The sequence below is a fragment of the Bradyrhizobium sp. USDA 4501 genome (assembly GCF_054062115.1).
The window spans coordinates 1940049-1964053 of sequence record NZ_JBSSEX010000001.1; the positions used below are offsets into that span (position 1 = coordinate 1940049).

At 57.5% G+C, this 24005-nt stretch carries 17 protein-coding genes; 6 read left to right on the forward strand and 11 right to left on the reverse strand.

Features of this window, described 5'->3' with window-relative positions; all coding sequences use genetic code 11:
* Positions 1–19: 19 nt before the first annotated feature.
* The 6 genes from ACVWZM_RS08870 to ACVWZM_RS08895 all read right to left on the reverse strand — a co-directional run bounded on the left by ACVWZM_RS08870 (position 20) and on the right by ACVWZM_RS08895 (position 5701).
* Positions 20–292 carry a DUF7830 domain-containing protein gene (locus ACVWZM_RS08870; protein ID WP_456852658.1) on the reverse strand — a complete coding sequence of 91 codons (273 nt, stop codon included), beginning with the start codon at positions 290–292 and terminating at the stop codon, positions 20–22.
* Positions 293–398: 106 nt separating this feature from the next.
* Complete coding sequence (locus ACVWZM_RS08875) at positions 399–1070, reverse strand: hypothetical protein (RefSeq protein WP_456852660.1); 672 nt, start codon at positions 1068–1070, stop codon at positions 399–401.
* Positions 1071–1626: 556 nt separating this feature from the next.
* Complete coding sequence (locus tag ACVWZM_RS08880; RefSeq protein WP_456852662.1) at positions 1627–2382, reverse strand: hypothetical protein; 756 nt, start codon at positions 2380–2382, stop codon at positions 1627–1629.
* 284 nt (positions 2383–2666) lie between these two features.
* The gene (locus ACVWZM_RS08885) at positions 2667–3080 is read right to left on the reverse strand and encodes a hypothetical protein (RefSeq protein ID WP_456852664.1); all 414 of its coding nucleotides are present in this window, start codon (positions 3078–3080) and stop codon (positions 2667–2669) included.
* Positions 3081–3651: 571 nt separating this feature from the next.
* Positions 3652–3858: a cold-shock protein gene (locus tag ACVWZM_RS08890; protein WP_050424578.1), complete on the reverse strand. Its 207-nt coding sequence runs from the start codon at positions 3856–3858 to the stop codon at positions 3652–3654.
* Between the two features lie 220 nt (positions 3859–4078).
* Positions 4079–5701 (reverse strand): acyltransferase family protein, encoded by a 1623-nt coding sequence (locus tag ACVWZM_RS08895; RefSeq protein ID WP_456852666.1) that lies wholly within the window; start codon positions 5699–5701, stop codon positions 4079–4081.
* A gap of 972 nt (positions 5702–6673) precedes the next feature.
* Here ACVWZM_RS08895 and ACVWZM_RS08900 point away from each other — a divergent pair.
* The 3 genes from ACVWZM_RS08900 (at position 6674) to ACVWZM_RS08910 (ending at position 10830) form a co-directional block, all read left to right on the forward strand.
* Entirely contained in the window at positions 6674–8914 is a 2241-nt protein-coding gene (locus ACVWZM_RS08900; RefSeq protein ID WP_456852668.1) for a tetratricopeptide repeat protein, read from the forward strand.
* Between the two features lie 355 nt (positions 8915–9269).
* A complete protein-coding gene (locus ACVWZM_RS08905) occupies positions 9270–10448 on the forward strand; it encodes an MFS transporter (RefSeq protein ID WP_456852670.1) in 1179 nt (392 codons plus the stop codon).
* Between the two features lie 16 nt (positions 10449–10464).
* Positions 10465–10830, forward strand: coding sequence for a DUF3088 domain-containing protein (locus tag ACVWZM_RS08910; RefSeq protein WP_456852672.1), 366 nt, complete (start codon positions 10465–10467; stop codon positions 10828–10830).
* A 14-nt stretch (positions 10831–10844) separates the two neighbouring features.
* On the opposite strand, the gene ACVWZM_RS08915 is transcribed toward ACVWZM_RS08910, so the two are convergent.
* The 3 genes from ACVWZM_RS08915 to ACVWZM_RS08925 all read right to left on the reverse strand — a co-directional run bounded on the left by ACVWZM_RS08915 (position 10845) and on the right by ACVWZM_RS08925 (position 17009).
* Positions 10845–11819, reverse strand: coding sequence for a LysR substrate-binding domain-containing protein (locus tag ACVWZM_RS08915; RefSeq protein WP_456852674.1), 975 nt, complete (start codon positions 11817–11819; stop codon positions 10845–10847).
* Positions 11820–12418: 599 nt separating this feature from the next.
* Positions 12419–14539 (reverse strand): prolyl oligopeptidase family serine peptidase, encoded by a 2121-nt coding sequence (locus ACVWZM_RS08920; RefSeq protein ID WP_456852676.1) that lies wholly within the window; start codon positions 14537–14539, stop codon positions 12419–12421.
* Positions 14540–15167: 628 nt separating this feature from the next.
* Positions 15168–17009, reverse strand: coding sequence for an alpha,alpha-trehalose-phosphate synthase (UDP-forming) (locus ACVWZM_RS08925; RefSeq protein WP_456852678.1), 1842 nt, complete (start codon positions 17007–17009; stop codon positions 15168–15170).
* 626 nt (positions 17010–17635) lie between these two features.
* Here ACVWZM_RS08925 and ACVWZM_RS08930 point away from each other — a divergent pair.
* Positions 17636–18472, forward strand: a complete 837-nt coding sequence (locus tag ACVWZM_RS08930) for a Crp/Fnr family transcriptional regulator (protein ID WP_456852680.1) — start codon at positions 17636–17638, stop codon at positions 18470–18472.
* Positions 18473–20003: 1531 nt separating this feature from the next.
* Here the strand turns inward: ACVWZM_RS08930 and ACVWZM_RS08935 are convergent.
* Together ACVWZM_RS08935 and ACVWZM_RS08940 are read right to left on the reverse strand one after the other, a co-directional pair.
* Positions 20004–20702, reverse strand: a complete 699-nt coding sequence (locus tag ACVWZM_RS08935; protein ID WP_456852682.1) for a DUF2285 domain-containing protein — start codon at positions 20700–20702, stop codon at positions 20004–20006.
* The gene (locus ACVWZM_RS08940) at positions 20602–20892 is read right to left on the reverse strand and encodes a transcriptional regulator domain-containing protein (RefSeq protein ID WP_456852684.1); all 291 of its coding nucleotides are present in this window, start codon (positions 20890–20892) and stop codon (positions 20602–20604) included. The genes ACVWZM_RS08935 and ACVWZM_RS08940 overlap by 101 nt, the downstream gene beginning before the upstream one ends.
* A gap of 669 nt (positions 20893–21561) precedes the next feature.
* On the opposite strand from ACVWZM_RS08940, the gene aepX reads away from it, so the two are divergent.
* Together aepX and ACVWZM_RS08950 are read left to right on the forward strand one after the other, a co-directional pair.
* Complete coding sequence (gene aepX, locus ACVWZM_RS08945; protein WP_456852686.1) at positions 21562–22527, forward strand: phosphoenolpyruvate mutase; 966 nt, start codon at positions 21562–21564, stop codon at positions 22525–22527.
* A gap of 253 nt (positions 22528–22780) precedes the next feature.
* On the forward strand, positions 22781–23968 hold the full coding sequence (locus tag ACVWZM_RS08950; protein WP_456852688.1) for a pyridoxal phosphate-dependent aminotransferase: 1188 nt from the start codon (positions 22781–22783) through the stop codon (positions 23966–23968).
* The last annotated feature ends 37 nt before the right edge of the window (positions 23969–24005 follow it).

The window sequence follows — 24005 nt, forward strand, 5'->3', positions numbered from 1 at the left end:
GCATGAGCCATCTTCTGTCTTATGGCGAGAAGAAGCGCTTGCGCATGTTGGCGACTAGGTGCACTGGCGTACCGCAAATCGCGCAAATATGCCGTGGCTGTCCCTTCTTCATCCGCTCGCGCATGGCGACACGCGCTTCCACCAATTCGCTGTAGCGGTGCGACGCTATGAACGTTGTTGCGCGCTGTACCTCACCTGAATTGAGGTCGATAACCTCTGCAATCTCTGGCTCATTCACTGGCGCCGCGAAAGCGCGCGGTTCGATGGTGACGTTATGGCCGGTAAAGGTCATTGGCGGGTGCCCAGGCGGGGAGGTCGAACAGACGACAAGCTTGGCCGATTCGCTCGTAATATGGTTCAATGATCTGGCTGGCCACGACTTCACTAATCCAAGCTGCCTATAGGGAGTGAAAGATGATTCCCACTAGGAAGCCCATAATGCCCGTCCATTCATGTGACCAACTCTCGACAAACGGTCGTGCGAGACCGAGCCAAAACAAGAGGCTGGCGATGCCCACGATCATGGTGAGCAGGATGCTGCCACGGATGAGCATCCGCTCCCGCGTCGTTCGCAGCAAAGCTGCCGCATCGTCATGAAGGGCCAACATGGCGACCCCGGTTTTGGCAGAAACCAGTACTATCGCCAGGATGACTGCTGACCAGAACCGGCCGTTTAGTGGAGTGAGGTGAGAGATCAGCCACCCCGCCGGTAAAACGAAGACTGACTTAAACAGGCCGTCCGCTGCTCCGTCGAACTTACTGGTCCACCATCGAAGCAGCGCATTGGGAACCTCTTCGGGGCTTCGCTTAAATTGGGTCAGAAAGCAGCCACCTATTGCGGAGCCAAATGCGAAAGAGCCGAAGAATGCGGCTGCTATAGAGTATTCTCGTGCTTCAGAAATAAGTGCGATCGCAAATAGGACCATCGTGTAAAATGCGCTGACCGTCGCCATGCCCCAAGATGGACCGTCTTCGATCCTGTGTGGGTTCATCTCGGTCCACTTCTTGGCAGGGATGAGGAAAGCGGCAAATATGCCCAGGAATAAGAGGTTATTGGCAAAAGGACTCATAGATTGCAGGCCCCGCGAGCCTTCGTAATAGGCAAAGCTGTATCAACTATAGCGAGTATGTCCGCCCTACTATTACTCGCAAGAACATTCTGGCGATAGCCGCGCTTAAGGGTCAATGCCATGGCGATGTCCGTCGTGCCCCGGCTCTGATACGCTTCAATGCGAACCGTGCCAGTGCGGCCAATACGTCCCACTTCTCCGACCAGGGAACACGCGCCAACCAGCGTCGGCTGGATACGCTAGTGCCATAGCCACGCCACGACACCGACGATGAGGATGGCCGCGACGATCGCCTGCCATCCCTTGGCGTCGAAGTCGAAGCCGGGACCTTTGAATTTCAGTTGATGGTCGGACATACAGCTCTCCATTGAAAACCTTGAGAGCCGGTGGGATTCCTTTGTCGGGGTTTCGGAGCTGATCCGCAACGCACATAATCGGTTATGCACGTTTCCCACAGGCAGCCGTGCGAATCCCGGTTTTCGTCAGTTCTTCCAGTGAGTTGTGAAACTCTATCCCCGTTATATACAAGATTTTCCAACACCCGCCGCTGAACACGTCAGCGTGCACCGGCTGGCACATTGCGCACGTGCTGCATCGTCAGCACCTCGTGGGCTTTCCCGTCCTCCCAGCTCATCGTAAGCCAGTTGGTGGAGGTCGGATACGATATGACAATTTTGGCTGGTCGGTACTTTGCCCCCTGTAAGAAGGGATGCTTGCTGACATCGAGCGGTTCGAGCAGCAACACAAAAACCAAGCCCATGATGCTGAGCGCCAGAGCTTCGATATCGTCTTGCGCATTGGTGAGTGGCTGCAACTGAAAGCGCGACTGGTTCAGCAGCGTATCGCCCGTGTTCATTACACAATAGAGCCCGGCCCCGTCGGGCCAGTGACGCGGGTCGTCGAGCATGTCCAGTATCGCCGCGTCCCGCGAGAACGTGCCGGAAAGCCGCTCCCGCCCCCTTGCAAGATTCTTCGAGACGGCAGCCGCTTTGGCCGTTTTCAACAGCCAGCGCTCAATGTCGTGCCCCGACACCAGGGCATGCCTCTTTCCCGCGTCGTGCTCAAGATACGATTTCAGCGACGCAAAGAGATACTGTGCCGCATCGTCGAGCGGATGCAGCGCGCTGTTGTGCTTGGTGCAAAGGCAGTTGGTCCGCAGGCTTTGGGACGCCAGTATCTTGGTCTCGTCCGGCGCAAGCCATGGCAGGCCGGCAACCGAGAATTCACCGTCCCCTTTTAACACCCGGATGACCGACTCTGAGATGATGTGTTCGCCGGATATTGGGGCAACACAAGACCCTAATTCCTTCATGTAACACTTGGCGACACTCGATGACGGCGGAAGCGACCTTAGCCCGAGAGTGGCGGCGGGCTTGTGCCAGTCTTTGCCGTTAAAGCAGCAATGGCGGGCGGTCTTCTGCGAACCGCACGGACAGGGGCCGTTTAAAACCGCTTCTCGCTTTCGCTTCCGCTCGCCCATCACGTACCCGCATGTTACGCCGCCTCAAACTTGTTTGTCGCATCTCCTCAGCACTACGGGTCAAATGCCGCACCCATCTTGGGTAGGGGACGGGTGATAGTTGGCGTCAAGCCACTTCATGCTGTACGCCGATCAGACTGGGCCTTCCTGCGGCGCCGCCGCGACCTGCGACGGCGATCGCAGGGAGCAGTATGTGGCTTAGCGGCATCCAACGCATGCGCATGGAGTTCGTTGGACGAGGGATCGATGGTTGATTGGCGCCGCTCTCTTTGATCGGCGACCGCTTTTTCGAGCGCAGAGAGGAATTGCCGCCCCTCTTGCGTGATTTCCCAGCCGAGAGCGTCACGAATGACAAACTTCGCCGAAAAGATATTCAGATCCGGGGCATGTTCGGCCAACCGCTTCATGCGATCGGTCCAGTCGCGGCCGCTGTTCATCAGGATCTCCACGGCGCGTCGGACTTCGGCAACAGAGGCCCGCCCGGTGGGCTGACCGGCCAGCACTTTCAGGACGGTCAGCTGGAAGGACACTTGCCGTGTCTCCGATGGGCTGTGTGCGCAGTTCCCGTCCAATGGTTCAAGATCAGGGAAACGTCGTCAACAGCATGGCGCCGTTAACCTCAACTATATTGGCTAACCCGGCGCCGGCGTCCTGAAATCGCTCGCCGGCTCATGCGCGAGCGGTCCTCGAGCGGGCACGCTATCAGCACGCCGCAGGCTCGTATCGTCCATAACGGACGAACTCGCCTCGGTGAGCTCGTTTTAGAATCGACAGCACAAGCTTTGCGTCGGCCGGTGCAGCAAGTTGCTACAAGGACATGCGCGGCGTACACCTCCTGGCCCGCTGGGCAGGAGTGTACGGTTCGGACCATTCATGGCACCGAGGATATTGTGTCAGGTCCACACTGCTCCAGGGCGGGCCGAATCCGAAACTGCTGTGGCACCGGCGCGCAATGCCTTGATTGAAGCCGCCAAGGGGCTTGCGGCAAAGCGTCAGTTGGAAGCGACGGTCGTAAAGAACCGCCCGGCGCACCAGATCAAGGCATCGCCGGACAGGCGCGAGATCACAAGTTGCAGAGGGCAGCCCGCAGGTGCACTTCAATCAGCCAACCCGAAGATCCTCAGCTGACGTCTTGCCCGAGCGCCCAGCCTTGAGCTCGTAACTGACCCGAGCCCCCTCCTCAAGGGTGGTGTAACCGGCCTTTTCCACGGCACTGATGTGTACGAACACATCGGCGCTTCCGTCCTCCGGCCGAATGAAGCCATAACCTTTGCTGGAATTGAACCACTTCACAATACCCATTGCCACGGCGGCATCTCCATCAGTGAACCTTCGTGATCTAGCGAAGAGTCTCGCAGCCATCAAGGTGGGCGGCAAAACGACGCTCGTCCGCCGCGGCAGTCACGCCCTCAACTTTTTGCCCGATGACCAAAGTGCTGACTGTTTTGTGCGACGGCCGGCAGCAAGACCCTGACGTCACAGATCTTCGTTTCAGGGGCGAGATCCGGATGGGCGTTCAGCCCGCGGCTCAATCATCGCGCGCCACCTTGTTACAGGATAGTTGCAGAGCCGACGACGTCGCATCCGGAGCCGAGCTTGCGCGAATGCTGCGGTCTCCCTTGCAGAACCAGGCGACGGCAAACTCCTTTGCGCAACCCGGAGCAGGATCAGCAATCCGTGTCATCTCTGTACGAAACGTACACTCGTTCTTACCATTACACGCTTCTGCAAGCGCATCCGTGGTGTTGCCGCGCGCTGACATCCAGCGGCAATTGCCGCCATACGTACCGGAAACGACCGAAATACCCGATTGCGTGATGGCATCTCCGGTCGCATCCCGCAGTGCATACGCGGCCGCCGCACCAACAAGAGCGGCAAAGCCGACGGTTCCCAATCGCACTACGAGCCTGCGCTGTTCCGCCGAGGCCGACTGATAGGCGCCGCGAATTCGCCGTCGGGCCGGCACTTCGAAGCCGAAATGCAACAGGATCGCGGCGCAAGTCGCCAGGGCGAAAGCAAGAGCGAACGCACCGAGATGGCCAACCAGTTGACTCGCCGTTTCCCAACGCACCACCGGAAAGCGCCGGAAGATGATGATGTGTATAAGATAGAGGGCAAAGCTGGCCTCGCCCAGAAAGACAAGCCACCTTGCTGACAACAGCCGTCCTGCAGTGCTGCTGGGCTGAGTCGCCGCAAAAAGGATGAGCGCAACCGGCGCCGCCAGGGCGATATTGTTGCGTGCAATATCGAACAGGCTCATGGAAGCCTCAAATGGCGGCTTGTGGGCGGTAAACCAGAACACCCAGCTAATCGCGCCGATGCCAACAAGTGCCGCGATGTCGAGCAGAGCACGAGACGGCCTGAAGTCCTGCGCCGACCACACTTCATGGAGCCTTGCCAAGCAACAGCCGAGAACGAACTCCCACACCCTGCAAAACGGCGAAAAGTAGACGATCCAGAGGATGAGCGTGTTCTTCCAGTTCGGCAGAGCCGCCTCCGTTCCATAGGCATGAAGCGCAAACAGGTTGATGCGGCCCTGCAGCATGAGCACGGCAAGGTCGATGCCAAGCTCGACTGCGACGGCTCCAATGGCGCACAAAACCGCGGCGGGCACAGTTCTGACCCGCGCAAGGAGAGGGCAAACGAGCGGAAAAACGAGATAGAAGAACCACTCGGTGCTCACCGACCAGGAGACGATGCCGACCTCCTCGTACTGCCAGACGGGAGCCACACCGGCGATATTTGCAAAAAACCAGGTTTGCACCATCCCGAGTTGAAACGGGACAAGGTGCGTTGAGAATCCTTCGGCCGGCGCCTTGGTTCCGAGGAGCCACGGCCAGACCATCGGTCCGGTCAGCAATTCGACGAGAAACAGAACAACGAACAGAGGATAGATTCGCGCTATGCGCGCCATGAGAAAGTCCGGGATCGCTTTCCGCGGGCTGCTCAAAATCGAGCTGCCATAGTTATATTGAATGACAAAGCCACTCAGCGTGAAGAAGACCGACATTCCGAGCAGGCCGAGTGTCCCGACGCTGATATCGAGTCCGAGGCTTGGTCCCTGCAAGAACACGCTGCCGCCGTGAGACAATGCGACCGCTGCCGCCGCGACAAACCGGATACCGGTCAGCGCGGGTATCTGCTTAACCATCGATGTCGCTCGTCATTTGCGAGGTGGGTACAAATCCTGGCGATCGATGGCACCAAAGGCCGGCGGTTGGACTGACCGCTAAAGGCAGGAAGGCTGATCGCATCGCGCGAGCGTGCCATGCGATCAGCCAAACTCCAGCGGTTGCTCAAATCCGTAATCAGAGCGCCCTCGCACCTTATTGGGAAGTCGGCTAGCGCTGAAACTCTGCCTTCTGGTAGGGCTACTCGGATCGAGGTCCATATTCCGACCGGCTCTGGCCCACGCTACGTCCCCTGACCTGTCTACTCGAACCGCGCCATTGTCTCACCGGAAGCCTTCCGGAATGGGTTGGCGCCAGCCAATTTGCTCCCTCTGCGAAGGGAGCTTGGACGCAAGGTACCCGATGAAAGCCCAGGTCACAGCAACGCGCTGTCGCCAAGGGCAGCCTCACAACGGATACATGCACCAGTTCACGTCCTACGCGGAAAACCGCAAAGGCTATCATCAGCCAGCCACCAGGAGGTTCATGTGCAGAAGCGGAGCGCACAAGGCGCCTATGCTCGTGGCACTCCTTGCGACGAGGTTTATTCTTACGCCCCCGCCGCCAGCCGGCCCAAGGCTGCTGAGCCTGAGATCGCGATACCTGAACGCATCGCAGACGGAACGAGCAGCCGATCCGAGTCGCGCGTTCAATCTTTTTGACAACGACTGTCAAGGAATCTCGCTGCGGATTGGTGCAGCAATTTACTATTCTTGTCCTGCACGACTGGCCGCGCCTTCGCTTGGGCCTGGCGTGCCAGAGAAGGAAAGGAGCATATGATGAAAAAGAAGATCGCTGAGATCAAGACCACGATCCGCACCACCACTCCGTACACGGGTACGCTCTAGGTTGGTGTGACGGATGCCTTGGATGCATCTACCTGATGAGAGCATGGCGGCATCGGAGGGTGGTCGTTTCGACCACCCTCTTTTGTGACAGTTCGGGAGAGTAAAATGGTTGATCTGATCCAGCAGCGCGTGCTTTCAGCCATATCAGCATCCGTCGAGCTCAGTGCGATTACGATTTTGAAGACGGAAGCGGGCATGGCACCGGTGCCAACGATCAAATCGGCACTCGCGAGCTCCAATTCCAACTTCTCTATCACTGACGGCGACTGGCGGACCGGCGGCTATCTTGCCGGGCTGCAAGCGCTCATTGACGCCGAACTAAGGTGGGCCAATGAAACTAGGCCCAAACTGGTTGAGGCGGCACAACAATCCTTGAAGCGGCTATTCCCCCTCCTAAACAGCGACGCCTTTACCGTGCCGAAGGATCTCACGAATACCTCGAGCAAGGAGGAGCGTACCCGGTTTTATCATCATGAATATCAAAACAAGCTCCTGGTCGGACTAGCCGAATTCCTGATCAACTGCGCCCAACAGCTCAACGAGCCTCACATCATCGTCATCGATCGGGCGGCTGCCCTGTCCGGCTCGGCCAAGAACCTGATCAAGCTGCTCGTCAGGCTGGACGACGGTGCGCGGTTGTTTCGGTTCGTTCTGATCGACTATGAACAACGCCTCTATTTCCCGGACGCCAGCGAGGTTCATTTCGGCAGATATAGCTCGCAAGAGCTGGGACCAACCTTTGATCCGGATCTCGCCGCGGAGAAGCATCGGCAGATCTATGAGGCAAGCGGCGGCAATCCGTTGATTGCAGACGCTTTGAGCAAATGCGCAGCCGCCGGATTGCCGGTGATCGGCTATCTCGACCCGGTCGCGATCGTGGACCTCTATCTGGCCAGCCTCAACACCGGGGAACGCCACAGTCTTCTCAAATCGTATATCGAATCCAACTGCACGACGCCTGATCTGATCGCGCAACGAAACTATGCAATTTTCGAACCGGCCACCGCAGATCATCTGCACGAAGAGCTGCACCAGGCGTGCCTGGAGCGTTATCTGGCGGGTAAGGCGCCTCTCGTCATGCTGCATGCGCTGTCGGTACGGGACAAGTACAAGCGTCTGGAGCTGCTTGCAGAACCAAGTCAAATCCTCCAGAGCATTGGCCTGTATGATCTCTGGTTTGGCTATTTCGGGGAAATTTTCGCCGACCCTACGCTTCGCACCTACGGCTCCGGGGATGCTACCGTGAACGCCGCCTTCATCAACGCGGCTTTTGTGCTGTACTCACTCGGCTGCGGGCGGGTGTCGGTGCCCTATCTGGATGAATTTGACAAAACCTTTCCCAAGAGCCGATACACGCCGACCGTTCTCTATGCCCAATCAATGACGTATGGACGCTATCAGCAGCCGGTCAACCTCACGCTGGCCGAAGAGTACGCGTTAAGGAACCTGGAGACCATCGAGCGGGATTTCAGGGGGCACGACAAGTACGACTACATCAAGGTGTTTGCGGAGAACGCCTATGCCTACATCAAGGCCAAACAGCAGAAGTACGACGAAGCCCTCGCCCTTTGCGCCGAAGGCCTTGGCAAGATGCTTAAGGCCTATGGCGACGAGCGCTTCAAGCTTCACCAATCGATTCTGATCTACAACACCAGTCAGGTCTATGAACTCATCGACGAACTTTCTCGGGCCGAGAAGCAGTTGCGTGAGGCCATTGCCTATGATCCCTACTATGGAGAGTATCACAACGACCTGGGGAACCTGCTTTCGAAAGTGGCTGGGAGGGAAGCTGAGGCTTTGGAGGCCTATGCACGCGCTATTGAACTTTGCCCACCCTATTATGAGGCTCACCTGAACAGGGCCGCGCTTCGCAGCAGAATGGGAGATGCCACTGGCGCACTCGCTGATCTCGACAGGACGCTTGTCATCAAGCCAAATGAATGGCGAGCTCACTTCGAGAAGGGCAACATCTTGATGCGGCAAGATAGGCCGAAGGCTGCCCTGGAGTCCTATCTGGTGGCAGCCGAGATCAATTCCAAAAACCCCGACTTACAGAGCAATATCGGCCTTGCCTATTCCGAGCTTGGCAAGGCGCACGAGAGCATCGCGCACTATGTTCGAGCTCTTGACCTTAACCCTCGACATGCGCTCACCCACAACAATCTCGCCATCGAGTACTTCAACGAGGGCCGGCAAGATATGTCACTGAACCACGCGACGGTCGCTGTCGAGATAGGAGGAGATCCAGACTACGTCCTCACCCGTGAGCACATTGAGAAAAGCCTGCAAGCTGACCTGGCTTCGCGGCGGGAGCGAGCTTCTGCATCTTCCGCGAAGCCGACGTGAGCTAGCGGCTCATAGCACTCTTGCCATCGAGCCCGAGCAGCATGAGACAGGATCGCTAACGACATGGGTGCTGCACCTCACAGCTCCGGCGGGTCTAGCGGATGCTGTTGCGGCAAGCGCTGCAACTCAGGCTGACCGGCAAGCAAGCGCCTGGGCCGGCATAGCCGGGAATGACCGAACGACGACAGGGAGGTAGATAGGTAAATGCGGTGCCTTTTGCCAAGCCGTCCTATTGCGAGAGCGTTCATCGTTGGCTTGCGGGCTCATCGCACCGATGCCGCGTCAAAAAGCCAGTGCCATCCATCTGTCCTTCCGCGTCAAGCGATCAGATGATCCCCGATGAGCTAAGTCAACAATGAGCGGGGCGAACACACGGCAGTTCATCTATCTCTCGCATTTGATCATTCAGATCGGCGGTTGGGCGTTCCGTATCGGCATCCTGATCGGCCTTCTGCAATCCGGCATGAGCGCCGCGGGTCTCGGCATTGCGGTTACTTTTGCGCCGATCATGCTTGGGAGCCTCTTCCTGTCGCCGTTGGTCGACCGAGGCGATCCGATCTCGGCCATGATGATCGTCAATGCTGTTCGCATATGCGCGCTGCTCGCCATCTTCGGCAGCGACCGAGCCAATTCCTTTCAGAGCTATGCCGCAATGGCCGTCCTGAGCCTGGTCCAGCCGGTCTATTTGTCTGCAGAGGTTGCTTTCTTCCGTCGTATTACATCGGAAGACGGCATGATCTCGGTGCTACGCAATATCGCCAATATCGACTGGCTCACCTATCTATTGGGAATGTTTGCAGGTGCCATGCTGTCCGATCAATTGCACTTGCCTGGCGTCTTGGCCTTCAACATATCGGCGATCATGCTGTCCTTGGTCGTGCTGCTTGGCATCAAGCAGCAGTTCAGAAGGACGCCAGCCGTGCTTGAGGCGCGGCCTTCCGGAACCGTGCTGGACTTGGCACCGCTCTATCCCGCATTCTTGGCTGTCTTTCTGCTCAACCTAGGCGCCGGCATCATCAACGTCTATCCTGCAATACATGCCACAGCTGACGGGGTTCTCGACAAAAGCATTCTACTGACGATCGTCATGACGAACGGCGTTTTTGCCTTGCTGGGCGCGCTGGCCGTCAAGCCAATTTACGATCTGCTGGGCGCTTTGCCAACCATTGCCGGGGCTGCAATCCTGCTTGCGGCATGCCTTGCGCTGATGTCACTCGATGCCGGCCTTTCCGTGGTGATCGCGTCCAGCAGCGCAATGCTTGGTTTCGGCCAGATCTTTGCGGCTGCCGCTCACGCGCACATGGTGTCGTCAGTGGCTCCCGACCGGGCCGGTCGCCTTTCAGGCTTATTTCAATGTTGCACCTATAGCGGCGTTGCGGGAAATGGCATTGCTTTGTCGATTCTAGGTGATTGGCTTGCTCTCGGCACGATCGTCCTCCTATGCGCGGCGAGCGCATTTGTTGCCTTCGCCGTTGCGACCTTCGCGGTGGTGCGATCAAGGGATTCTCAAACTTTCTCTCCTGCCGATCGCTAGATCAGGGAGCCACACCATGCCTTGGGATCAGCTGTTCCTTTTGGAGAGTCCCTTTGCGGATCCGGCCTTGCCGGGACGACAATTCTATTGTTGGCACTGCTTGCTATTAGACGGTTTGCTGTCCGCGTTTCCAAGCCGCGCTGCGAGGCTCGACGTTCGTCGGATTCCCTGGGCGAAGCCACGAGCCGCGCTCATCGAGAGGCTTGGGCAGGATCATCAGTCCGCGCCCGTTCTGATTTTGGAGAAGGAAAGCCCTTTACCAGTGAATGCGAAGTACGCAAACGGGCTCGCGTATGTCGACGATGTGTTTGCAATCCTTGATCTTCTGGCTGCGCGCCACGGATTTCCTGCGTCTTACCGTCGAACAGTCCGCAGCTGGTAGGTCCATGATGGCCATCAACGACTTGACGCCTGCAGGGACCCATCCGGGGGGCCCTTCGATTGAGCGGCTTGCTTGATCTGCCGGGTTGGGGCCTCGAAAGGCGATGGCTGATGATTCGGCATCAGTATTTCTGACAGCGCCCAGCGCTCAAACTGTTTGACAGCCGCGCTATTGCGCGCGTGCCCATTGACGAACATATAGATTGAGCGATTAACCGGCACGAAGCCGAATGGAGCTATAAGCTCTCCTTTCTCAAGGTTGCTTCTGACCAGAATTTGCGAGGATATTGCGGCTCCCAGCCCACTTTTGGCCGCCTCCATAGTCAAGGAAAATGTGTCGAACACGACCTTGCGCGATGCTTGCAAGCATATTGCAGCTGCGCTGGCCCATTCGCTCCAGGCGTCGAGCCTGTCAGCCTCGTGTAACAGAGAGATAGACAGAATATCTTCCGGACTTTTGATCGCCTCGAGCGTAGCTGGCGCACAGACTGGGCCAATCATCTCATTTGAAGCGTGCACCTCGCGGACGGGAAATGGCCGCTTCAGCGGTCCGGCGAGAAACACTACGTCCAACGCACCAACAGCGAGCGCGTCAAGATCGGCTTCGGTTTCAAAGACAAGGTCAATGTCCGGATAGAGTTTGCGGAACCGACCGATACGGGGCAACAGGCCGTGCGACAAAAACGTGGTTGAGCACCCGACCACCACAGAACGCCCTGCATGGCGCCTTCGCAGCTCGTAGCATCCTTTCTCGAGCATCGTGAATGCGCTTGCACAGTTGCGCTTGAGCTGTTCGCCATCGGATGTCAGCCGCACGCCCGAACTGTGCCGCACGAATAGTCTCCTGCCGAACCAATCCTCAAGCAGGCGCATCTGGTAGCTTACTGCGCCGGTCGTCATGTTTAGCCGCTCGGCCGCCCTTGAGAAACTTGGAAACTCGCTGACTGCCTCAAACAGATGGAGGCTTTTCAGGATCGGTAGCTTGCGCATCTTCTTTCCTGCCTCTCACTGGGATAGCTATTGTGGAGCCGTGCAGTGTGCACCGATCTTCTCCAGCGCCAACAACCGCCATCGCTGACTGCCGGGACCGCGCTCGACTGAGACTTCTTTCGGGTCGGCCTGTCACGGCGAACTCAACGACCTGGCTCCCTACCCCACCCGCAGGACCAGATATCGATCCAGGTACACAAACCCTCGAATCTTGGATTCCCTGAGGGGCAGTTGGATTTCAGACCATTCGGTGCGGGGTTCATCGCTACGCGATTTCTCCAGAAAAGCCAGGACGGAGCTTTAGGTTTGGAATAGCTACTCATGGGCCAATCCGGCTCAGCAAAACTACGGTCCTTCATGGGGAGAGGCCTGGCCAGCCATATTGCATGACGAACTGGACATTGCGGGCTTGTGTTCGAACACCTCTAGCGCTGTCGGGATCCGTCCAGTTCCCGTTAAACTCTGCAGCATCTGGTCCGTCGATTGGCTGGTTCTGTGTATCGCCTCGCATCTCGCCTCAATGATTTAGCTGGCGGACGCGGTGACCAGGATCATGAATGGTCTGGAGCCTGGTTCGATTGACCCGTCCGCCAGCTCATTCAGAACAAAAGCCGCCTCGATGCGTAGGTGTATTCAAGGGCTAGTCGACGCGCCGTTTCGATGAGGTTGGCCGCCGCGCTGTGCCCCCCATCGATGTTCTCGTAATAGAAGTAAGGTTGGCCAAGCGCGGCGAGCTTTGCTGCAGCCTTGCGGCCGTGCGCGGGATGCACGCGATCGTCCTTGGTGGAGGTCAGAATTAAAGGCGCTGGGTATGGCTTGCCCGGCTCCAGTTTCTGATAGGGCGAGTAGCCTTCGATCCACGCACGCTGCTCGGGAAAAGCGGGATCGCCGTACTCGCCGATCCAGGAGGCGCCGGCACCCAATTTGGTGTATCGAAGCATGTCAAACAGCGGCACCTGAATGATCGCCGCGTTGAAGAGCTCGGGACGTTGAGTGATTGCGGTGCCAACGAGTAGCCCGCCCTGGCTGCCGCCAATGACGCCGAGCCGGCGCGGATTTGTGATCTTGCGGCGGATCAGGTCCTCGGCAACGGCGATGAAATCATCCCACGTCGTCTGCTTCGCCGCCCGCTGGGCTGCTTGATGCCATTGCGGGCCAAACTCGCCGCCCCCTCGCAGATTTGCAACGACATAGGCATTGCCCTGTTCAAGCCAGAGCCGCCCCACAGGGCCTAGATAAGAGGGCAGAAGCGACGCCTGGAATCCGCCATAGCCATAAAGAAGTGTCGGAATGGCGCCGTCAAATCTCGCGTTTTTTGGTCGCACCAGAGAATACGGAATTGACGTGCCATCACGCGAAGTCGCTTCGAATTGCTCTACGACATGCTTAGACGCATCGAAGGCAGTCGGTGTTGTCTTCAATTGCTCGAGCTTTTGAGTTTTGGCATCAAAATACCAGACCGACGTTGGCCTGAGATAGCTTGAGACGGCGAACATGGCCTGGTCCGCCTCGTCGGAAGCGGCCGTCACACCTACATTGGTATGTTCCGGCAGCGGGATCGGCGTCGCCAACCAGGTTCCCTTATCGTGCTTGTAAACGAACGCTTTGCTTTGAACGTTGTCCAGGATCGTCAGGATCAACAGGTTCTTCGTGAAGCTAAGCCCGCTCAGCGCCTGACGAGGCCCAGGCTTGAAGACAAGCGAGGCTTTGGCGCGCAAGGGATCCCGTTTCCATTCAGTCAGGTCATACGAAATCAGCGAGCCGGCACTAAAGTTGGCATCACCCGACAGCATCCACTCCTCGTCAAGTTTCACAAGCAGGCGGCCCCTCACGAGGCCCACGATCTCCGCCTTCTTCGGCAGATTGAGTTTGACGGGCCCATCGGGGCGGAAGAGCACGTACTCATGCTCGAAAAACCCGATCGCACGAATCGCCCCCGTCGCATGAACATGGCCTTCACTGTCTCGAAGTACCAAAGGCACCGCCCGAACATCGCCAGGTTCGCCGCGAAAGACCTCGCGCGCCTCGCTGAGCGGCTGAGCGCGTTTGAGCTCCTTCACCACGAACGGGTAGCCGGCCTGCGTCAAAGTGCCCTCGCCCCAGTCCCTTGCAACAAGGAGCGTGTCACGATCGACCCAACTGACGCTCTGCTTGCCCTCTGGAAGATAAAAGCCGTCCGCAACGAAGGTCTTGGCCTTGCAGTCGAACTCGCGTATGGACGCAGCATCCTTGCCACCGTCGGAAAGGCTGATCAGGCAAAGGCGCTCTTCAGGCTGAAGGCAGCTCGCGCCTTGAAAGATCCAGTTCTTGTTCTCGGCAACAGCCAAAGCGTCCACGTCAAGGATGGTTTCCCACTGTGGGTCCTGGCGACGGTAGCTTTCAAGCGTGGTGCGCCGCCAGATGCCGCGCACATGGTCCTCGTCTTTCCAAAAGTTCTGCAACCCGCAACGTCCCAGGGAAACGTATGGAATTCGATCCTTGGCCTGCAAGATTGAGAGCGCCTGTTCGTAGAACCGGTGATAGCGAGGATCTGATTGGAGCACGCCGAGTGTCTTCTCATTCTCGGCACGGGCCCATGCCAATGCGCCCTGTCCTTCGATCTCCTCAAGCCAGAGGAATGGATCCTCCGTGACCGCCGCCACCTTTCGCTCCTGTGAAATCGCAGCGGAGGTGACGCAGGCAATCGAAAGCAGCGCTGCAGAGAGAAGTGACGTGTTCATGGACTTGCTCCGGCTGAGGTCGAGCGGCCACGCGGGCCTGGCGCGTCAAGCGGAAGCCGCAGAAAGTACGCAATACATGACATGGCTCGGCCCGCGCTCCCTCGCGAACCGTTCACTGCAAGCTGCATGCCGACCAAAGCGCCGCAAGTTTCAGCCGCTCACGGCTGCACGAGGATGTCCGCTTGCCGACATTGGTCGCCAAACAGACAGGGCGGTGTCGACAAGACCGAATGTCAGACAGCACCGTCGGATCTTTTGCGGCCAAGTACCGGAACAGAGAACCGCTCGCCGTCCGCCAAGGGAACGCTTTTCTCCAAATGCGAGGTATAATCTTCCGAGCTAGGTCATCGGGCAGACTTGTCGACGCGCTTCAGCATGACATAGAGCAGCGTGTTGATCAGCAGCCAGATCGCGATCAAGCTGATGGCAGTGCGCATGGCGATCTCCAATTCGTGACTGTAAGTATCTGCTGCGACATTCCGCTCATCATGTGGGCCAGCGCGGATCGAAAGAACCGCGCCAGCTGCCAGACCTGTATTGTGCCTCTCGCCTGCCGCAGAAGCGCAATTCGCCGTGTGCTGTTCGCTCCGTCAGTTCTCCCCGGCACCGGACTGCTATGCGACCAGAACTAGGCGATGCTGTCCGGTGTCGGCAGGACCCAGAGTCTGTCCTGCGTACGCATCAGTGGAGCCGCTAGCGCCTCAAAGCTTGACTCAACATCTGCATAGGCAGCCTCCTTCAAGGCGGTATCAGCGGGGGCGACCTGGTTGAAAGCAGTCAAAGCCGTGGCATAATTCTGGTACAGCGGCATTTGAGCTTCGTTGGTCCAGCCGAGACCGAGACGATGGAACTGATCAGCTGGGACAGTGACACGGCTCTTATCCAGCTCTCGAACATAATCCGCCGACCAGTCGTGGATGGTATAGGATTCAATCTTGTCCATCATCGAGCGCCACCGGGTGACACGCTCCTCAAGCGGCATGCGGATCGCCTTCGAGATAGCGGCTGCGATCTCTTCAGGGTTGTTCGGATCCACCACAAGTGCCTCGTTCTCGTTGAAGTCTTCAGCGGCGCCCGCGAACTTGGATAGGACCAGAACGCCGGGATCCTTCGGGTCTTGTGCCGCAACATATTCTTTCGCTACAAGATTCATGCCGTCGCGCAACGGGGTCACGACACCGACATGGGCTGCGCGGTAAAGCCGCGCGAGTGCGGCCTGGCTGAACGAATCGTTCTTGTAGTGGATCGGGCTCCATCTGTCTGTGCCATGCTCGGCATTGACGCGGTTGATCGCGCTCTCGACCTCTTCTTTATAGTTCTGATACTGCTCGACATCGGCGCGTGAGAACGGCGCGATCTGCAACAGGGGGATGCTGTGGGGCTCCGACCTTAGAAGCTGATTGAGCCCTTCGACCCGTTTGTCGATGCCCTTGGTGTAATCGAGCCGGTCCACGCCGATCGCAAACTTGGATCCCTCGAAGCTTTGCAATATTGACGAGACTTTTTCTTGCTCTGCAGGAGAAAGATCTGCAGCGAGATAGTCTGCGAACTGCTTGGGATCGATCCCGATTGGGAACTTTTTCAGTCGCGTCGGACCGCGCTCCGTGGTGACGACGCCATTCTCAGTCTCCAGTCCGAAATGTGTTCGGAGGTACGCCGAGTAGTTATTCAGATCCTGGTTCGTCTGGAATCCGATCAGGTCATACTTCAGCGTCGCCTTCACCAGTTCGCGATGATTGGGTACGCTATCGACCATTTCGGGCGCCGGCCACGGCGTGTGAAGGAAGAAGCCGGTCGGCCGGTCGATGCCGAGTTCATGCAGTCGGGCTCCGAGCGGGAGCAAATGATAATCATGCACCCAGAATGCGTCCCGATCCCGTACGTCGAAGACGGCACCCGCAATATAACTGTTGGTCCTTTGATAGCCTTCATAATCATTTTCATAATCGTGTTCATAATCGTCTTCCGAGACCGACATCCGGTCCGGCAGGGAGTGCAATGCCGGCCACAGCGTCGAGTTCGAAAAACCACGATAATAGCCAGCATGGTCAGCGGCCGGCAGATCGAGCCTGGCGACGAATCCCGCCCCAGTCTCGACCAGTGGCAGGGGCACCTGGGTCCCATCGCCGCGGTTTTCCGAGGAGCCGACCCAGACCGCGCCGGACCGTTGCACGACCGGCTCGAGGGCGGCTGCAAGGCCGCCGGTCTGGGGTTTACTGGGGTCGAAGGGCGCAACGCGGTTCGAAATGACGACAAGCTTCAAATCAGGTTGCTGGTTGACCACATCTGGCACCTCGTCCGAGGCAATAGAATGGGCGGGACCTGCACCGGCTTGTTCATTCAGCTCCGGCGGTATCCGGTCCAGCTGTTGGTCAAAGACGTGCCGGTTTTTGGTTTCATCTTGCTGGGTAGCGCCTGATGTACTGCTGTAGGCCAAGGCTGCCATGTAGAGCGCATCATATCGAACCATCTCAAAACTCCGTTTGACGATGTTTGCGTTTGATTCAGTCGCAGATCAGCCCCGAGAGATATCCCCACGACGCCAGGATGGCAGGGCCAGCTTTCGGGAAGCTGACCTGCGGCGAGCCAAATAGCCGCACTGCTGCTCTCATCCAGGATCTCGGCGCAATGGTTGCGTGTATCCGACTCGAAGAGGCAACAGCGCTTGGCTTTGTCACCTCGAGAAACGCGCGGAAGATCGCTGAGGTCATGGCCAGTCTCTCAAGATCATTATGCGCCTTCCGCGCCGCTTAGGAGGCGATCGCCGTAGTGACATCGCCTCCTGACCGCAGGCCGTCATCACTTGAGCGGCCACTCAGACAATTCATCGAGGATGTAAATGTAGTTGATTTATTCTGGAAACGCGCTGGTGGTCGGCATCGAAGACTCGACATGGACCATCGTATGCGCGGCCGGTGGCGGGCCCGATGCACACCCTCCGCCCCAATTAGTCGAAATTCATCAAAGAGAGGGCTTTCGACGCTGGATTTGGGCGCCGATTCGATGCGTGTTGCATCAACCGAGATCAAGACGTTGCTATAGTTACGTTCTTGTTACGGTGAGCGCTCAGGCTAACACCTGCTAGGAAAAGGGACCATGACCGATCGCGTGCCCACCATCCTACAAGCGCTTGATTGCTCCACAGATGGACATTCCAAGCAGTTGCTCCAAACACGGGCGGCGCTTCACCGTTTTGTTACGGGGAGCCCAACGAAGCGGCCCTTTGTAAAAAACGTGATCTTGGCGCGGCTTTCTATCGAACACCTCGCGGCAATAGGAAAGTGCCTTGAGCCTATCGTCCTGACAGAGCGCATGGTTCTGCAAGAGCCAAAGCGGCCGGTCGAGCACGTCTACTTTGTAGAAACCGGCCTCGTCTCTTTGAGGATCGTTGCCGCGGGAAGTATGCTAGAAACAGCAGTCATAGGATACCGGGGCGTGGTTGGCGCTTCATTTCTGTGGGGAGGACATTTTTCGACGCATCAATCCGTGGTCGTAATTCCCGGAAGCGCGCACAGAATCCGCGTAGATGATTTGCGTCGAATCATGAAAGAGCACCCAGAGGTCCGCGACCATCTATTCGAGTACGCTCAAGCCCTGACATTCCAGTGCGTCCAGACAGGATTGTGCGGAGTTCGGCACCATCGTGAACAACGGCTTGCGAGCTGGCTGTGCCTTGCAAGTGAAGCTGTCGACGCCCGCGTACTGCCAGTCACGCACGATTACCTTTCCTCAGTGCTGGGGCTTCGCCGCGCTGGGGTAACGGAAACACTGATCCGCTTTGAAGAGCAAGGACTGATTCGCAAGATGCGCGGGGTCTTGCAGATCGACGACCCGCAATTGCTCGAGGAAAAGGCATGCTGTTGCTATAAGCTCGTCTCCCGTGCCTATGCCTTGTCCTCAATCCCCACCGTCAGCGACGAGCAGGCGAGCTAATTATTTGGGTTCTGTCAGCAGCTGCAGATCCCAAATAAGAGATGAGCAGCGGAAGTTGAGCCCGTCTAGCAGTAGATAAAGTGTCGAGATCTCACCATCGACGCGAAGCCGCAACATATTGTTCCACGACCTTGCGAGACGCATCGAACGGCTCAGGCACGTTGCCTCAATGCTGGTGCTTGCTGCATCGATGTACCAACGTGACCTCAGCCAGATGGTTGGAGACGGTAGACGTTAGACTTTGACGACATCACCCATGTGGGCATGGTAGGCGTTCTTCTTCCGCATCGACCGCGATGACCCGCCGCTAAAACGGGGCCAACGACACACAACTAAGCCATCTGCTACTTTTGACGGTCAGCCGGCTCTGGCACGCCCTTATCGCGGAAACTCTCATTTTGCCAGACCTGGTAGGCGAACGCCGCTCGCAATTAAAGTAATTTACGAACTCGGCGACACGAGCTTAAGCCCTACAGGCTTATGCGGAGCCAGGCGAAGACGCGCTTTGATGCCACTGAATGCTCCCTTTTGTCGGCGATATAAGTCGCCTGACAATTCAGCAGCCCGTTCGCGATGCGGGTTGAAATGCTTCCGCCGCGAACTTCTTCACATGACTTTGAGCCGCCGTTTTCATGGGGACGCATGATGACTCCGCTCTTCGCGTCCCGTTCGCGTGACGGCGCCCCACGGATTGTTCTCGTTGGTCGAGATCGGGCCGGTAACTGGGTCGTCCGCGAACAACGTGGCGCATTTGGCGGCTTGTTTATCAGCCGCGCCCAAGCCATGAGATATGCTCTGTTCGAGAACGGCGGCCATCCAGAGAGTGTCATCGAGGTAGCGCGTACAATTGAACTGGATATTCGTACCAATCCATGAGCGCCACAACGGGGAAATCAGATGAGCCGCACGTTGCACTGGTAGGACGCTTAACTCGATTGAGCGGGTTATGCTCCCCGCCCAGGGGTGAACTCGCATAGTCTCATCAGAAGAGTCATTTTTAGGCCCGGCTCCTTGATGGATTTGCTATCCAGCCGCAGCCCAGTGAACACGGCGTTGAGCCAAGTTCCAGATCCGCTTGACTCGCTAACCGACTCAACTCCCGACCGCCAGACAGGCGAGATGACTGCGTCACCCACTATTTTGAGCGATTGATCAAGATGCCAGAAGCACGTTACTTGTTGAGTGATGAACGTTGCGCCACTCCAGGAGGCCGCATGGGACGCCTAGCCACCAGCCCCTGCTGCATCAGCTCGCATCCGCTTGCGAACTCAGAAAACCCGCCAGCCGCGATGTTTCGATGATCAACTGTCACCGCTTACGACCTTATTCTTCAGAGTGCAGTTGCGCCAACACTAACATCAGCTTCATGACGTGAGCTTTCACGGTAGGATGAACTGACGGGGCGCATTGATTGGCCAAACTGCCGCTCGTGCTCTGCGATCCGATTTATTATTGATGTCGAGCTTCAACCTTAATTGTGCCACGAAGCCGATCTGTGAGGCCGACTGCTATTCCGCGCCCCGCGATTGGACTAGCGCTCAGGGGCCGTGTGCTTGTCTTTGCTCCTGTGACGGAGCAGCTCACGATGGCCGCCCCGCATTAGGCGGAGCCCCATCTTGACCAAACGAATGGTTCGGCTGCGCAGATCGTGTGTTTTCCAGCCTCGATCGGGAAGCCGCGCCTTGCCAAAAAGGCCTTGCGCGATGCTACGATAGCTGTTGCCTTCCAGCCACCCGTCCACTGCACGTAAAGCGAGGATGTGCCGATCCCGAGCTCCGGTCGATTGAGCAAGAGGTGGCGATCCGACGGGACGCCGTTCGAGCGCTAACCAAAATCGGTGGGCGGCCCGTAAACGAAGGTCGAAGTTGCGGTCGAGCGGCAAGTCGACGGCCAGCATTGATCCTATCGGCGGGAGTTCTGTTAACCAGAGGCGATGCTTCGCTCCACCGAGCGGCACGATAGCATGCCATCCGTCCGGCGCTTCACGCAACTCGCTGCCTGCCACGTCGATGAACATAAGGCCAGACGGCTCAGACACAATCGAGCCGACCGCAGTGCGGACGGTCAGCACAGTCGAAAGCGCCTCGGGCGACCAGAAAACAGCCTGTTTGTCGAATGTTTTTTGCGGATCAGCCGGAAAACGTAAGTCCCCACTTCCGCCGGAAGTGATCCGTCGCGCTGGAGTGTTTGCTTCTGAGCCAAGACCTGAAGTCCTTTTGATATTCGGCATCGCGGCGCAACCACTCCCAGGCCATGTCGGCCGCTTCCGCCTGCTTGACTTGGTGGTATGCGCTCTCTGATCTCCAGTCGACACCTGACATCGCACAATTTCCCCGCATGCTCTGAATGCACGTGCAAGGTAACCGCAGGGTTGTGACGATTTGTGGTTGCAGCCGCGCACTATCCAACTTCGGATGCATTTCCGCGATGGAACGATTAACTTTTTCGATTTGGATGAACTCACTTCCGCTTAGCTACTGTCACTCTCCCCATCTCGGTAGTTAGGTGCAGGTGATCGCGAGGCTTGACGCGCTGCTTGCTTTCAGCGGATCGGAACAACGCCTATCAATAGGCTTCCCGAGCACGAATACGAAGAAACGAGCGCGTGAAATAATGACGACGCAGAATCGGCAATGTCTTTCACTCACCAGCCTCTTCGAGACTCAGACTGGCTCATTTGGCTGCTAAGGCGTCCGCCTCAGGCTGGTCTGCTCTGGCTCACCCGTCAGGATCAACTTTGAGCCAACGAGCGCGCTCTAAGTCTGCGGGGGCCTCGTAAGAAAGCGACAACTCGGCATGTTGCCCTGCCGATCGGCGCTGAAGGACCTAGCCCTCTACATTGTCGGACTGCCAAATGCTCGATTAGTCCGGCGGCCCCCGGGCGGGTGAGCAGAACTATTATTCTGCGCAGGCAGCGGCGCAGGCATGCAGTATTGATCAGATTTCGCAATATCGACCTAGCTCTGGCCCATCTTGGCCCAACAATTTAGGGCTCGGTCAACTACCAACCCTCGCAATTGATTCACGTGACAGAGGGGTGCCACCTTCACCGCACGAACGTCAGCAGTTCAAGCGCCCAAGGAATTGGCATGCAAGATCAACCTCACTCTATCTTAGCCAATCACCCTGAACGTTCCGCTGATTTGTCAATCGCAGCACAGTTGCGGTCCGAGATCTGCTCCAGCAGCCAGCTCTCCTTTCTTATGGAAGCGCACGACGGCCTCTCCGCCGCAATCGCAGAGCGCGCGGGCTTCAAAGGGCTCTGGGCGTCCGGTTTGTCGATCGCCTGCTCTCTCGGTTATCGTGATGCGAACGAAGCGTCCTGGAGCCAACTCGCCGACGCCATCGAACGGATCGTGGACTCAACTCAACTCCCCGTCCTCGTCGACGGCGATGGCGGCTTCGGGAATTTCAACAATGCTCGTCTACTGGCGCGCAAGCTCCATCAACGCGGCGCAGCCGGTGTCACGCTGGAGGACAGCTGCTTTCCGAAAATGAACTCGTTCGTCGGCAATCGGCATCCGCTCGCCGATGTCGACGAATTCTGCGGGCGTCTGCGCGCAGTGAAGGATGCACTGGCCGAGAACTTCGTCCTCGTGGCCCGGATCGAGGCACTGATTGGCGGTAAAGGGATGGACGAGGCGATTATGCGCGCTCACGCTTATGCTGACGCGGGAGCCGACGCAATCCTCATTCATTCGCGAATGAGTGCCGCAGATGAGGTCCTTGCGTTTGCACGCGTCTGGCAGAACAAATTGCCGGTCGTAATCGTTCCTACGAAATATTACCGGACATCAGCTTCTGTGTATCGCAAAGCGCGCATCTCCACGGTGATCTGGGCCAATCACTCGATGCGAGCGGCAATAACGGCGATGCGCCACGTCTGTCATCGAATTATGACCGAAGAGAACACTGCGAGCATTGAGCCTAATATTGCAACGCTTGATGAGATCTTCGAATTGCTAAGATACGACGAACTGGCCCGAGCGGAAGCTCGATACCTACCGGACCGGCGATCCGACACTTTTTGTTCAGACACGGCAGCGATTGCGTAGGACGATTGACATGAAGCCGTCTGCCGCGCAATCCGGCGCAAGGACTCACGATGACTGGCAGCTCGTCCTGGGACCGAAGTTGATGGCATGCTTCGGCAGCAGCTCCTCGGCCCTTTGGGGAGTCTCACGCACCGACAGCCGTCAATTGATTGATGAACATCCGCTTCAGCTTCAGCAGGTTGTCCTTCTGCTTACTGGACACGTTTGGCCTCGCAGCGCTGATGGTGACATGCCCAATTGACGGAGAGCATGCATGCTGGCGGAGCGAACGGCCTTCTTTAAATACCCAGACACTGCTGCCGCGTTGTCTGCGGTCAGAGCAGCTGCCGCGAGCGGCGACCAAATCATCGATCTGACCAAAGAGGAGATCCAGAGTGATTTAGCGCCAATGGTGCGGGAAGGCACGATCATCGCGATCAATCGCAATAACTGCAATACCGAGATAGAGAACTCGACGAAGCTCTGCGACGCGATCGCTCGCAGAATTTCCACCGACACTGGTCAATCCTGGTCGGCGGACGAAGTCGCAGTTACGAGCGGCTCCAAACACGCTCTCTTCATCGCAGCTATGGTACTTCTGAATCCTGGAGATGAGGTACTCATCCCAGCTCCACATTGGACTTCCTTTCCCGCGCAGGTTCGGTTGGCAGGCGCAGTGCCGATCTTCATCGAGACGAGAGACAACAATTACGTCCCGAAGCTTTCAGATCTGGCTTCGGCGGTCACGTCAAAGACAAAAGTGATCGTTGTCAACACACCGAACAATCCGACAGGTACGATTTACGATTACGAAACTCTTGCGGAAATTGCCCGGCTTGCGGCCGAACGAGATCTGTGGATTGTTTTCGATGAATGCTACGGGGCTTTCGCCCATGCTCCCCACACTCATCATTCCCTCGTCTCGGTGGCTCCTGCAGCGCGCAACCGCATTCTAATCGTCAATTCGTTCTCCAAATCTCTGGCTCTAGCCGGCTGGCGGATCGGCTATCTCGCCGGTCCGACAGCGGTCATTAGCGCCGCGCTGGCACTACAACGCGATACGGCCTGCAGTCCAGACGTCATTTCCCAGCATGCACTGCTCCATCATTTGGACTCCGGTGATGGCGCCTTCCAACAGAAACTTCAACGTCAGGTCAGCGAAGCGCGAACGCTGGGGCTGGCGGTCCTCTCGACGCTGAAGTCGATACCTCCACCCCCAGCTCAAGGCGGATTCCATTTCTATCTCGATCTCAAACAATGGCGGCGAAACATCAGGGGGCCCGGCCCGGAATTCGACGCCCATGAGGTCGCCAATGTATTGCTGATGGACGCTGGCGTCGCGACGGTTTCGGGCACGGTCTTTGGCGATCCAGACGGGGTCCGGCTCTCCTATGGAGTTGATCTTGGCTCGCTCGACAAGGGCTTGCGGCGCCTGTCCGCAACTTTGAACACGTGGAAATGAAGTCCTGGAGAATTCTTCCGTCCTTGGAATTATGAGG